We start from the raw sequence: 12,668 nt of genomic DNA, 5'->3' as shown, positions 1-12,668 counted from the left end.
GCCCGTCTCGCGTCCGAGCCGTCGAAGCGCATGCGACGAAGTCGCGAGTCTCGACGGTTCGGACGCGAGACACCCAGGGGCCGCGAACACGCCGCGCCCGCGCGGCCAAAAACACAGCTATGGTTGCGAGGCACTGGCGGACCAGAGGTCCGCCGACAGGTGGCGAGGGTGACCGACGGGTTGTCGGCCGAACCGAGGAGGGTGTACGGCAGTTTGAGTACCCACGTTCTCCGTTGCGACGGCGCACCGGTACCCATCGCCCTCGCGTCGCTGCCGCTCTCGCAGACGACCGCCATCCCGGAAAACAGCGTCATCGATGAGCTATTGCCCGTCCTCGCCGCCGACAGCCTGCCCCGGCTGATCGTGCTCGGCGACGATGCCGCCCTGGCCTCCGTGCTGACCCATCTGATGCGGACCGAGCGACTGCATGTGGAGATCGGGTACGTGCCCGTCGAAAAGACCTACGGCTCGCGCGCCTACCAGACCGGCACCGGCAATGCCGCCGCCAAGCGGGCAGTAGGGGGTCGGCCCGTCGAAACCCCGCTGATTCGCGACGACACCGGAACCGTGCTGGTCGGGCGGGCCGAGATCACCGGGCCCGGTGGTGAGAAGCTCGAGGGCGAGGCCTATGTGGACGACGCCCAGTTGTTTTCCGGCAAGGTCGACGCGATGGTCGTCTCCCCCATGCTGGATATGCCCGGAGTGCGGGCGAGCGTGCAGAAGAACATCATCCGCAGGCGCCGCTGGCTGGAAGGGCGGGCCGCGCAGCTCGGTACACCGGGAGCCGTGGTGACCAGGGACGGCATCGCCAACGATCGGGTGCTGCCGCGGTCGTCGTTCTATCGGCATCACGAAGACTGGTTGCTGGTGCGTTGACGATGCGTTTCCCGAGAGACGGCCGCCCCGCATTGGGTGTTTCGCGGCGGCCGAGCCCGATATTCCTGCTGGTGATCGCGATCGCGGTGGCCGGTGGCGTGCTCGCATGGGACGCCGATGTGCAGTCGACACGGGCGAAGTTCGGAGTATTTCTGCTCGTCGTATTCGGCTGGATCGTCACGCTGTGCCTGCACGAATTCGCGCACGCGTACACGGCGTGGCGGGCGGGCGATCGCGAGGTGGAGTTGCGGGGCTATCTCACGCTGAATCCGCTGAAATACAGCCATCCGCTGCTGTCGATCGTGTTGCCGATGGTGTTCATCGCACTTGGCGGTATCGGCTTGCCCGGCGGTGCGGTTTACGTGCACACGCACAACGTCAGTGCGCGCATGCAGCGGATCATCAGCGGTGCCGGACCCGCGGTGAACGCGGTGTGCGCGGTGCTGTTGCTGGTGGTCGTGCGGTTTTTCGGCAGTGACACTTCGCATCGCGCGTTCTGGTACGGCCTGAGCTTTCTGGCGTTTCTGCAGATCACCGCAACGCTTTTGAACATTCTGCCGGTGCCCGGATTGGACGGATATGGCGTGGTCGAGCCGTCGCTGAGTTATCAGACGCGGCGGGCGCTCGACCAGTTCAAGCCGTTCGGGATGCTGATCCTGTTCGCGCTGCTGTTCACGCCGTCGATCAACAAGGTGTTCTTCGATGCGGTGTACTCGCTGTACGAGTTGTCCGGGGTCGATGCGGACTGGTCGCGGTACGGCAGCTGGCTGACGCGGTTCTGGACCTAGCCGGTACCCCGGCCGCCCGGTCCGACCTCCCGGACCGGGCGACCTCTTCGCCCGACCGCTGCGCGCCCGTACCCGCCCGGCCACCACACCATATGGCCGGTAGGGCGGTTCGCCGCCGGGCGAAGCGTCCCAACCGCGCTACCCCTCGTAACCGCGGTTGCCTCTCGAGGCTATGACCGCGGGCAGCTGCGAACACGAGTAGCGGACTACGTGAAGATCATGATTCGGGTGCCGGGGCCGGGCATGCGGTTGCGCAGCGGCGGAAATATGTCCGAAATCCGCTGAGTAGTCGGCTCATTCCTCCGGCGGCACATGCGGATTCGGGACCGTCGGGGGCAGCAGGGCCATGGCCGAGATGCGCTGCATGCCGCAGACCTGCATGAGATCGACCAGCATCGAGCGCATCTGCGCGAAGACCACATGAGCCGAAAGCCCCGCGCCCTCAACGAGTTCCGGTCGCGCGGCCTTGGCTATGCCGCGCAGCACCCGGGCGGCCTCGGCCTGATCCGGCTGCTGGCCGGGATCGGCGAGCATCATCCGGCGCACCACCTCGACAGCTTGGGCCAGGCGCTCCAGTTCCTCGATCAGTCGCGGGTCGAGGATTTCGTCGTCCTGGACCAGGGTCAGCGAACGGCGCAGCAGCACCCTGGTATTGCGAACGGCATTGTCGAGCGGGTCGGCGGTGGCGCGGATGCGGTCGAGGCGCTGGCGGGAATTCCAATAGAGCGGAGAGATCCGGCTGATCTCGCGGCCGCCCTCCAGTGTGGAGCGCAATCCATCGATCTGGGGCTGGGTCGCGCGGGCCTTGGTCAGGGACGTGCGGATCTTCTCCGGATCCTGCTCGAGCAGACCGTCGGCGCAGTCGTGCAGCGACTTCGCCAGTACCGCAAGGACTTCCGCGGCTTGCTCGCGGGCCCGACGGACCGGATGCAGTGGTATCGATGCGACCACGACCACGCCGACCAACCCGCCGACGAGCGCGTCGATCATGCGCGAAAAGCCGCCGCCTGCCGACGGCGGCAGCAGCGTCGCGACCAGCACCGCCGAACCGGCGGCCTGCATGGTGATGATCGAACCGCCGTCCAGGAATACCGCCAGCGCCATGGCCACCGCGACGACGAGGGCGATCTGCCAGACGCCGGTCCCCGCTCGGGTGATGAACAGGTCGCCGATACCGATGCCGACCGCGACGCCGACCACCAATTCCACCGACCTGCGCAGCCGGGCGCCGAACGAAATACCGATCGAGACCACGGCCGCGGTCGGTGCGAAAAATGGCTGGGTGTGCCCGACTATTTTGTGCGCGATAAACCAGGCCAGCGCCGCGCCGACCGCGCACTGCAGAATCGGCAGCGCGGACAATCGCAGACGCGCCCACGAGCTGCGCAACTTTTCCACGCTGCTGTCGCGGGCGACGCCCACCGGGGAGTTCGGGTCGAGCCCACCCGTCGCCCGACCACCACCCCTCATCGAATCGCTCCGCGATGCTGCAATCACTTAGTCGAGGCCGAGCTCACCCGCGGCCCGCGGGTCGCAGTCTTCCAGCAAGTCGAGGCAGCGTGCATACTCTTCGGTCTCGCCGACCGCCCTGGCGGCCCTGGCCAGCGCGGCGACACTGCGTAGGAAACCGCGATTGGGTTCGTGGCTCCACGGCACCGGCCCGAAACCCTTCCAGCCATTGCGCCGCAGTAAGTCCAGGCCGCGGTGGTAGCCGGTGCGCGCGAACGCGTACGCGGCGACGATGTCGTGATTGACCACCTGCGTATCGCCCTCGGCCCCGCCACGCTCCAACGCGGCCTCGGCGAGATGGGCCCAGGCGATCGAAGCCGACGGATGCGCGGCCGCGACCTGCACCGGATCGGCCTTGTTCAGCAGCGCCTCCTCAGCATCGGAGTCTTCGGGCAGGAGTACCGGTTGCGGTCCGAGCAAGTCACCGAACGAGGTCATGCGGTTCATTGTGCACTGCTCGCGCGTGTTGCGCCGACACGGCGTTCCCCTGGCTGAGCAGTGCCCAGCCCACCTCTCCCGCCCGGCCGCCGCTGTCGAGCCGGACGAGGCGGAGTACGGCGCAGGGGAATCCTCACAGTCGACCGAATTGCTGGCTAGGCTGGCCGTCGAGTTCAAACTGTTCCGCCCGACCGAGGGGTTATAGGTGTCCGACCCGAACGACGAGAAGAGCCCGGCGCAAAATCCCGGCCGCCCCGCCGAAGCGGCAGCTGACCCGCGCCCAACCGCGCCCGCAGACCGGACACCCACATCGCCCAACCCCTCCGAGCGGGGTAAGTCTCCGGGATCAGGCGCGGCCTCGCGCCCCGGTCCCGCAGCAGGCTCCGGCGCCCCGTCGGGACCGGGCAGTTCCTCGGCAGCCGGGGCCGGCGCGAAGGATGGCGCAGCCGACGCGACCCGACCGTTCCCCTCATCGTCAGGGCCCAGCTCGTCGGGATCCAACGCTCCTACGCGCCCCGGTCCAACCGGAGGCTCCGGCACCCCCGCGAGCCCCGGCACCTCCTCACGACCCAGCACCTCCTCGGGACCTGACACCCCCGCGAGCCCCGGCACCTCCTCGGGACCCAGCACCTCCTCACGACCCGGCACCCCCGCGAGCCCCGGCACCTCCTCGGGACCTGGTGGCGTGGGAGGCAGCGCTGACTCGGCCACCGCGGCGACCCGACAGATCCCCACGCCCTCGAGACCCGGCACTCCCTCCCGGCCAGGCACCCCGTCGGGGCCTGGTGCTTCGGGAGGCAGCGCCGGCTCGGCCACTGCTCCGACTCGACCGGTCCCCGCCTCGTCGGGGCCGAGCGTATCGCTAGGATCCGGCGCGCCATCGGGAAGTGGTTCGGCTGCGAAAGAAGGTGCGGCCGGCGCACCGACGCGGCCTGTTCCTGCAGCTTCGTCGCGGAAGCAGCCGTCGCCCAGCGCCGGGCAGTCGGGCGGGTCGGGTGCGGCGACCGGGGATATCGCCGCGCTCGGGAAGCCGGCGGCACCCAGCCAGTCGGGCGGAGCAGCCAATGCGCCGTCATCAACATCCGCTCCGGGCGGCGCAGGCCAACCGGCCGGCGGCCCAACCCCATCCACTCAGACCACGGGCGGCGTCACAAGGCCGGGCAACGCGGGCCAGCGAGATACCGGCGCGGCCTCGCCTCCCGCGCCGGGCAATATAACCAGGCCGGACACCGCAACCGCAGCACGCGGCGCAGGCCAACGAGATAGCGGCAGCGCCTCGCCCGCCCCCGCACCGGGCAACACAGTCGAGCCGGGCGGCGGGGGCCAACAAGGTGGCGGCGCAGCACCATCCGTTCAAACGCCGAGTGACGCACCCAGGCCGGGCGGCGCAAGCCAACGAGATAGCGGCGCAGCCTCGTCTACTCCCGCGCCGGGCGGCGCAGCCAACCCGGGCGGCACGGCCCAGCGAGGTGGCGCCAGCCCACCTGCTTCCACGCCGGGTAACGCAACCAGGCCGGGCGGCGCAGGCCAACGAGATAGCGGTGCCTCATCCGTTCCCGCGCCGGGCGGCGCAGCCAACTCCGGCGGCGCAGGCCAACGAGGTGGCGGCACTGCCCCGTCTGCTCCAACACCGGGTAGCGCAACAAAGCCAGGCGGTGCAGGCCAGCCAGACAGCGGCACAGCCTCACCTGCTCCGGCGCCCGGCAGCGGAACCAAGCCGGGTGGCGCGGGCCAGCGGGATGGCGGCGCGGCCACGCGTGCGCCCGGTTCCGCGAAACCGGGCGCAGCTGCCGATTCCACACGTTCCGTTGGTGACGCGGCGAATTCCGAGGTGAAGACCACGGAGATCTCGCGTGGTGGCGTCGAGGGCAAGGCGGCTTCCACGAAGGCGCCGGGTGCGGCGGCTCCGGGTCAGGCGACGCCAGTTGCCGGTTCCGGCGGAGCAGCCGATACTGGCGCCGGGCCGAATACACCGACCGTCGTGATCAAACGGGGCGGTCCCGCCGCCCAGTCCGCTGCCGGTACGGCAAAGTCCGCTGCTGCTGCGGCAGGTGGAACTGCCGCTGCGGCCGCCGCAGGAACCGACGCTGACCCGGCCGAAGCGGTAGGCGACGAGTCCGCGGCACCCACCGCAGGGGCGACCGCATCAAGTGCCGCCAAATCGACCACTCCGACGGGAACTGAACCGCCGTCTGAAACCCCGTCACCAGGCGACACCCCCGTATCGGCAACCGGATCCGCTGCGGAAACCGCTGTAATACAGCGGGATTCGGCTGCGGCCAAGTCTGCGGCAGCAGCCGACGAGGTCGACGATGCCGCGGGTGCGGATGCGGCGACCATGGTTATGCGACGGGTCGATCCAAAGGCCGAGTCGACGAGCAAGGGAGCGACTGCTGCTCCGCCGCAGCCGGATGAGCCGGATTTGGCGGGCGCGGACGACAAGACCGTCGCCATGCCGGTGGTTTCGAAGCTGGATGCCGAGAAGACCGTCGCACTGCCGATTCAGAGGCCGGCCGATAAGCCGGTCGACAAGGACGCCACGCAGCGAATGCGGACCGATGCCGGGACCAAGCCCGGTACCGACCGCGTCGTCCCGCCTGCGGCACGACCCGCACCGATCACCAAGCCGCCGAGCACACCACGCCCGGCGGCCGGTCCGAAACAGGCTGGGGCACAAGGGACTTCGCAGAGTGGGCCGGGGGTCGAGGAGACCTCACCCTCGGCACCGCGCGGGCCGGGGCGGCCGCGGCAGGTCGCGTCGGCCCCGTCACCTGCGGATACCCAGCAGACTCGACCCGCGCAGCCGGTCACCGGATCACGGCCGATGGCCCAGCCGCAGCGAATCACGCCGCCCGGTCAGCAACCGGCGGCGGCCGAGGCACCGGCCGAGCGGTCGAGGCGCTGGTTGTTCATCGGCGCGGCCGCGGTGGCGCTCATCGCGGTGATCGGGCTCGCGGTCGCGCTCATCGGGGGCCGGGGCGACAACTCCCCGGAGGCCAAGGTGCGCGCCACCATCACCGATTACACCCAGGCGCTGAAATCCGGCGATCTCGCGGCGCTGCGCAACACCACCTGCGGACAGTTGCACGACTTCTATCAGGGCATTGCCGCGGACCAGTTCGCGGGCGTGCACCAGCTGTCGATGGATCGCAAGAACATTCCCGTGGTGGCGAGCGTCGATGCGATCAAGATCACAGATAAGACGGCGATCGCGCAGGCCACCGTGTACACGGACGCGGATCCGACGAAGCGCTCGGCGCGGACTTTCGATCTGGAGCAGACCGCCGACGGCTGGAAGGTCTGTGACCCGCCGACTGCCGGGACGCCCTAGCCGAACGGTGACGCCCAGTCCAGCAGGACATATCAAAAAGGTAAGCCCTCTAACCGGTAGCGAACGTCACACTTACCTGGTCATCGGACCGGTTCGCCAGTAGCATGGCCCGGATCATGGTCAGGGAGCAGACAATCGAAAAGCCGGAAGTCGAAGTGGTCGAGCAGACAGCCACGCTGGCGGGAAGCCGGTTCCGGGTGCGCGAACACTATTCGGTCGGCCGGGAGAAGGTCCGTGAGTTCGCCCGTGCGACGCAGAGTCGGCACGGTGCGCATTACTCCGAGCCCGATGCGCGCGAGCTCGGCTACGACGGCATCATCGCGCCGCCGACCTTCGCCTCGGTCATCGGCATCAATGCGACCCGAGCCCTGCTGGATTCGGTACTCACCGAATACGACCTGTCCCAGATCCTGCAGACCGACCAGGTCTTCGAGCTCACCCGACCGATCCTGGCGGGCGACCGGCTCAGCACCGAGATCGTGATCGACTCGATCCGCCAGTTCGGCGATAACGACTTCATCCTGGTGACGTTCTCGCTGACCAACCAGCACGGCGAGATCGTGCAATCGGGTTCGACCACCATCGTGGCGCGCCGCGGCGTCGAGGTGGATCCGAATATCGCGGCCGCCGTCGAGAACATCATGATGCACGCGCGCCCGGTCACCGTCGGTGATATCACGGCGCCGGCCGGCGGCCCGCTGGTCGCCTTGCCCGCGGATGCCCCGGCCCCCGGACAGCCTGCGGTGCGGAGCGCATCGGTGCGCTCGCTCCCGGACTTCGACCGGCTAGCCGTCGGCGATCAGCTCCCGGCCGAGACCGCGCAGGTGACGCGTGGTGATCTGGCCAACTATGCGGGGGTTTCCGGCGATCCCAACCCGATTCATTACAGCGAGCGCGCGGCCCAGTTGGCCGGACTGCCGACCGTGGTGGCGCACGGCATGCTGACGATGAGCCTGGCCGGTGATTATCTGACCTCCTGGCTCGGTGATCCGACGGCCATCGAAAAGTTCAGCGTGCGGTTCGCCGGATTCGTTCCGGTGACCGCCGCGGCGCCGAGCGCCGTCGAATTCAGCGGGAAGATCAAATCGCTCGATCCGCGTAGACGGACCGCGACCGTTGTGCTCGCGGGTAGTTCGGAGGGCCGCAAACTCTTCGGCCGGGCCATCGCCGAGGTTCGCTTCGCCTAGCGGCGCAACCTCATTCGATGGTCGCGTGCACGAGATAGACGTTGTAGTCGCTCCAGGTCGAAATATTGAAGTACAGGTCCGAACCCGAGGACCAGGGGTGGATGAATCCACCGTAGAGCTCCGGATATTCGCGCACCGTCACCGTCGGTGCGCCATCGGACCACACTCCTTGCGGTGAATTCGCTTCGCGGACGACCAGTGCCGCTTTCGCGGTATCCAAATAGCTCATCTGCCAGACGTTTCGGGAGGCGTCGAAGCGTACCGACAACTCACCGACGGGTGCGTCGACGATCGGGCTCGCGGAGCCGAATCCGCCTACCGGAGTCCAGTTTCCGTCCCGCCAGTACTGATATGCGGTGGTGTTGAGGAGCTGATCCTTCGGTACGCGTGCGAGGCCGACCGAGCCGAGCCGAGTATTGGGGGTGCCGAACATATACACATGGTCGCCCTGCGGAACCATCGCGCTGACTTGGAAATTCGCGAGTCCGAAGATGTTGTCCCAGCGCGCGTAGGGATCCTTGGTCCAGGTCTCACCGTGATCATCGGAATACGCGATCCCACCGTAATTTGTGAGGAACGTGCCCGGAATACTGTTCCAGGTGCGAATCGACATGTAGCTCAGGTACTGCCGCTCACCGAGTGCGAATCCGGAGGTCGGAATCGTGGTGACCTCGACATTGTCGAGTTTGCGGCTGGAAAGCACCTCGGCCGCGTGGCAGCGGTCGTCGGTCACCATCCGGTCGTAGGTCATGCCGTCGGCGAGATCGCGATCGGTGCTGAACGCGAGCACATTGCTGCGCCAATCCGATCCCATTCCGCCCGGCGGGTGAAAGCCGCGTCCAACGGTGTCACCGAAGGCGGTCGCGATCTCCCCCGGTGCGCTCTCCCACATGATGCCGAGATCGGTGCCATCAACCTGCCAGCGCTTATCGGTGCGATTGACCGAATTCGCGCCGGTCTGCTTGGCCACCTCGGTGACCGCGCCGACCCGCGGCGTCGGCCGAGCCGCAGTCGAAGGGGCGGGTTCGATCGACGGATCCACCCGCGGCGGAGGCGGCGGCACCTGACCGGGATCCGGTCCCGGTCCCGGAATCGCGAAGTGGAAAGGCTTGGGGCTCAACAGAATTTCCGGAATGCCGAGTTGGCCGGCCGGACTCGGTGGCAATGCCGGTAAGTCGGTCAGATCCGGGCACGGATTCGTGCAGGGATCCGACGGCAACTGCATCCGCGTCCGAACCGGCGCGGGTTCCGGCCGATCCGGCGGCAGCACGGTGATCACCGGATACGGAATCGGCACATCGAGCGTCTTGGGTACCAAGCCTTCATGCGTCGCAGGCGGATCCGTCACACACGGCCCGGCCACCGGCCCTGTCTCCTCCGGCGCGGCACCGGCTCGTGCCGCGCACGTCAACGCCCCGGCCGCACATACGACCGCACCGAACATCGCCACCCACCGCAGAGTCATCCGCAACCCCTCGATATCTCGCGCAAAATGGACACCCGTCAGGCCGCATCAATGCTCTCCGCGATGCTGTGCACCAGCGCCCGACCCTACCCGTTTTGTCCTCTTTACCCCGACCGACTTACCGACCGAATCGCCCATGTGCCGCACAGACATCCAGAATTAACAGGAAACTCCTACTTCATTTTCGGGACCGCAGCCCAACCGCCTGCTACCGTCCACGACACGACAACTCGAGTCGGGGTGAGTGGCCGTCCACCGGGGGAGCAAAGGGCCTCCGGTGGTTCTCATTCGACGGCCCTGACGCAGGCGCGGAAAGCGGAGCAGGATGGAGGATGTGAACGCTTCACTGATCTATCGCCGTGCTGTACCCGCGTTCGGCGCCGCCTGTCTGGTGGTCGGCGGTATGGCGATCGCGTCGCCGATCGCCGCCGCCGATTCCGTCCAATTCGTTGCCGGGCCCGATAGTTCGCTTCCGGTGCCGTCCTATCGGCCGGGGCCGAAAGGGGCGAATGTACCGCCGCCGGAGAAGTCGCAGGAGGAGGAGTCGCCGAGGTACTACACCGATTGCGATCAGGTTCGGGCCGAGGGGGAGTTGCCGCTCTATCGCGGGCAGCCCGGGTTTAACTCGTATCTGGATCCGGATGGGGACGGCATCGCCTGCGACTGAGCGATTACTGGACGGCCTGGAACACCAGAACCGTTGCGCCGATTCGGATATTGTCGCCGTCGGCGAGCAGCGCGCCGCTCTCGATCGCCTCGTCGTTGACGTACACGCCGTTGGCCGAATGCAGATCCTTGATCAGCAGTCCGGCCCGGCTCGGCATGATGTGCGCGTGGTAGCGACTGGCCTTCGGATCGTCGAGGACCAGATCGTTATCGGTCATCCGGCCGATTCGCATGCCGCCCTGCGCGATTGCCGTGACCCGGCCGTCCGGCATGCGAAGCTGACCGCTGCGGACCGCACGCGGCATCTCGGTGACCGTCTCGGTCATCGCCGCGGCCAGCCGCTCGGTGCGCTTGAGCTCCATCGTGCTCAGCGGTTCCTGCCGCAGCACCCGCTGTTCGAGATCGACCAGGACCGGGCCCGGATCGATACCGAGTTCGTCCGCGAGCACCGTGCGCACCCGACGGCACGCGTCCAGCGCATCGGCCTGTCGGCCGGATAGGTACAGCGCCGTGATCAGCTGACCCCACAGCGGTTCGCGCAGCGGATGCTCATTGGTCATCGACACCAACTCGCCGATTACCGATGACGCACGCCCACAGGCGATTTCGGCATCGATACGAGCCGAGGCGGCCTGCAATCGCTCCTCGTCCATCGCGGTGGCGAAACCGTCGGCGAACTGCAATCCGGCCAGATCTGCCAGTGCCCGACCACTCCACTCGCGCAACGCAGTTCCGAACAGCTGCGATGCGCCGACATGGTCGCCGACCTCGGCGGCGCGCGTGCCCGCATCCCTGGCCGCCTCGAAGCGGCCGAGATCGCAAGCATCCTCCGGGATCTCGAGTCGATAGCCGGATGATTCGGTGCGCAGCACCAGCGCCGGATCCACACCCGAATTACGCAGTGCCTTACGGATATTCGAGACGAATACCTGCAGGCTGGCGGCGTAGGAATCCGGCGGATCCTCGTTCCAGACCATATCGGCCAGCGCAGCCGAAGCCACCGCGCGCCGTCGATTGACGGTCAGCGCGGCCAGCAAGGCTCGCGGCTTGGGCCCGCCGACCGCCACCGGTTCACCACCGACGAGCAGTCGAACGGGCCCGAGCACGCGCACATCCAAAACCATGTGCTCAATGCCCCCCGAAGGGTAAATAGGGTCAGGCGCTGATCGAGCGACCCGCGGACTTCAGATCATTGCACGCCTCGACGACACGTGCCGCCATGGCCGATTCGGCCTTCTTCAGGTAGCTGCGCGGATCGTAGGCCTTCTTGTTGCCGACCTCGCCGTCGATCTTGAGCACACCGTCGTAGTTGCTGAACATGTGCCCGGCCACCGGCCGGGTGAATGCGTACTGGGTGTCGGTGTCGACGTTCATCTTCACCACACCGAAGCGCAGCGAATCCTCGATTTCCGACTTCAGCGAGCCCGAACCGCCGTGGAAGACGAAATCGAACGGCTGCGCGTCCGCCGCCAGACCCAGCTTGGCCGCCGCGACGCGCTGCCCCTCGGCCAGCACCTCGGGCTTGAGCACCACATTGCCCGGCTTGTACACGCCGTGCACATTGCCGAAGGTAGCGGCGAGCAGGTACTTGCCGTTCTCGCCCGAGCCGAGCGCGTCGATGGTCTTCTGGAAGTCCTCGGGGGAGGTGTAGAGCTTCTCGTTGATCTCGGCCTCGACACCGTCCTCTTCACCGCCGACGACGCCGATCTCGACCTCGAGGATGATGTTCGCGGCGTTGGTCGCCTTGAGCAGCTCCTTGGCGATCTCCAGGTTCTCGTCGATCGGGATCGCCGAGCCGTCCCACATATGCGACTGGAACAGCGGGTTCTTGCCCGCGTTCACCCGCTCCTGGGAGATGGCGATCAGCGGCCGCACGAAGGTGTCCAGCTTGTCCTTGGGGCAGTGGTCGGTGTGCAGCGCGATGGTCACGTCGTAGCGCGCGGCGATCACATGCGCGAATTCGGCCAGCGCGACCGCGCCGACGACCATATCCTTCACACCCAGGCCCGAACCGAACTCCGCGCCGCCGGTGGAGAACTGGATGATGCCATCGCTGCCCGCGTCGGCGAAGCCCTTGATGGCCGCGTTGACGGTTTCCGAGGAGGTGCAGTTGATGGCCGGGAAGGCAAAGGAGTTCGCTTTGGCCCGACCGAGCATCTCGGCGTAGACCTCCGGAGTCGCGATGGGCACTGTGAAGACCTCCGTGTTGTGCGGCAAAAGACCATTCTGTCAGCACTCAGAGTAAGCCAGCGCACTTTCGTGCCGCTCGATGGGCAGGAGGAGATGGTTCGTGCTCAGGCGGCCCACGACGGCGCGAGTCTTACGAGCGAGGAGTTCGCGGCCCGTCTCGCGTCCGAGTCGTCGAAGCGCATGCGACGAAGTCGCGAGTCTCGACGGCTCGGACGCGA

Annotated in this window: 10 protein-coding genes; 5 read left to right on the top strand and 5 right to left on the bottom strand. The window is 67.4% G+C overall.

The window, feature by feature from the left end:
• The first annotated feature begins 213 nt into the window (after positions 1-213).
• Together ACIBW7_RS39195 and ACIBW7_RS39190 are read left to right on the top strand one after the other, a co-directional pair.
• On the top strand, positions 214-876 hold the full coding sequence (locus ACIBW7_RS39195) for a hypothetical protein (RefSeq protein ID WP_397055525.1): 663 nt from the start codon (positions 214-216) through the stop codon (positions 874-876).
• A 2-nt stretch (positions 877-878) separates the two neighbouring features.
• Positions 879-1,664: a site-2 protease family protein gene (locus ACIBW7_RS39190; RefSeq protein ID WP_329415217.1), complete on the top strand. Its 786-nt coding sequence runs from the start codon at positions 879-881 to the stop codon at positions 1,662-1,664.
• A gap of 294 nt (positions 1,665-1,958) precedes the next feature.
• On the opposite strand, the gene ACIBW7_RS39185 is transcribed toward ACIBW7_RS39190, so the two are convergent.
• Both ACIBW7_RS39185 and ACIBW7_RS39180 read right to left on the bottom strand, forming a co-directional pair.
• Positions 1,959-3,134, bottom strand: coding sequence for an aromatic acid exporter family protein (locus ACIBW7_RS39185; protein ID WP_397055523.1), 1,176 nt, complete (start codon positions 3,132-3,134; stop codon positions 1,959-1,961).
• A 27-nt stretch (positions 3,135-3,161) separates the two neighbouring features.
• Positions 3,162-3,611, bottom strand: coding sequence for a DUF3151 domain-containing protein (locus ACIBW7_RS39180; protein WP_364487856.1), 450 nt, complete (start codon positions 3,609-3,611; stop codon positions 3,162-3,164).
• Positions 3,612-5,442: 1,831 nt separating this feature from the next.
• Between ACIBW7_RS39180 and ACIBW7_RS39175 the strand changes: the two genes are divergently transcribed.
• Positions 5,443-6,942: a hypothetical protein gene (locus tag ACIBW7_RS39175; protein ID WP_397055520.1), complete on the top strand. Its 1,500-nt coding sequence runs from the start codon at positions 5,443-5,445 to the stop codon at positions 6,940-6,942.
• Positions 6,943-7,058: 116 nt separating this feature from the next.
• On the top strand, positions 7,059-8,129 hold the full coding sequence (locus tag ACIBW7_RS39170; protein WP_397055518.1) for a fused (3R)-hydroxyacyl-ACP dehydratase subunits HadA/HadB: 1,071 nt from the start codon (positions 7,059-7,061) through the stop codon (positions 8,127-8,129).
• Between the two features lie 10 nt (positions 8,130-8,139).
• Here ACIBW7_RS39170 and ACIBW7_RS39165 read toward each other — a convergent pair whose 3' ends face one another.
• Positions 8,140-9,594, bottom strand: coding sequence for a DUF4185 domain-containing protein (locus ACIBW7_RS39165; RefSeq protein ID WP_397055516.1), 1,455 nt, complete (start codon positions 9,592-9,594; stop codon positions 8,140-8,142).
• 334 nt (positions 9,595-9,928) lie between these two features.
• Here ACIBW7_RS39165 and ACIBW7_RS39160 point away from each other — a divergent pair, with 334 nt between their 5' ends.
• Positions 9,929-10,261, top strand: a complete 333-nt coding sequence (locus ACIBW7_RS39160) for an excalibur calcium-binding domain-containing protein (protein ID WP_397055514.1) — start codon at positions 9,929-9,931, stop codon at positions 10,259-10,261.
• 4 nt (positions 10,262-10,265) lie between these two features.
• Here ACIBW7_RS39160 and ACIBW7_RS39155 read toward each other — a convergent pair whose 3' ends face one another.
• Both ACIBW7_RS39155 and fbaA read right to left on the bottom strand, forming a co-directional pair.
• Entirely contained in the window at positions 10,266-11,384 is a 1,119-nt protein-coding gene (locus ACIBW7_RS39155) for a BTAD domain-containing putative transcriptional regulator (protein WP_397055512.1), read from the bottom strand.
• Between the two features lie 31 nt (positions 11,385-11,415).
• Complete coding sequence (gene fbaA / locus ACIBW7_RS39150; protein ID WP_397055716.1) at positions 11,416-12,450, bottom strand: class II fructose-bisphosphate aldolase; 1,035 nt, start codon at positions 12,448-12,450, stop codon at positions 11,416-11,418.
• Between the last annotated feature and the right edge of the window lie 218 nt (positions 12,451-12,668).

It is taken from the genome of Nocardia sp. NPDC049526 (assembly GCF_044465765.1).
Taxonomy (GTDB): domain Bacteria; phylum Actinomycetota; class Actinomycetes; order Mycobacteriales; family Mycobacteriaceae; genus Nocardia.
The sequence above is the reverse complement of the archived record's forward strand: the minus strand, read 5'-3'. Positions and strand labels throughout refer to the sequence as shown.

What these genes read in the sequence shown, in the direction of transcription:
- ACIBW7_RS39155 (WP_397055512.1), bottom strand. Translation starts at nt 11,384, where the DNA reads ATGGTTTTGGATGTGCGCGTGCTCGGGCCCGTTCGACTGCTCGTCGGT.
- ACIBW7_RS39180 (WP_364487856.1), bottom strand. Translation starts at nt 3,611, where the DNA reads ATGACCTCGTTCGGTGACTTGCTCGGACCGCAACCGGTACTCCTGCCC.
- ACIBW7_RS39170 (WP_397055518.1), top strand. Translation starts at nt 7,059, where the DNA reads ATGGTCAGGGAGCAGACAATCGAAAAGCCGGAAGTCGAAGTGGTCGAG.
- ACIBW7_RS39190 (WP_329415217.1), top strand. Translation starts at nt 879, where the DNA reads ATGCGTTTCCCGAGAGACGGCCGCCCCGCATTGGGTGTTTCGCGGCGG.
- ACIBW7_RS39185 (WP_397055523.1), bottom strand. Translation starts at nt 3,134, where the DNA reads ATGAGGGGTGGTGGTCGGGCGACGGGTGGGCTCGACCCGAACTCCCCG.
- ACIBW7_RS39165 (WP_397055516.1), bottom strand. Translation starts at nt 9,594, where the DNA reads ATGACTCTGCGGTGGGTGGCGATGTTCGGTGCGGTCGTATGTGCGGCC.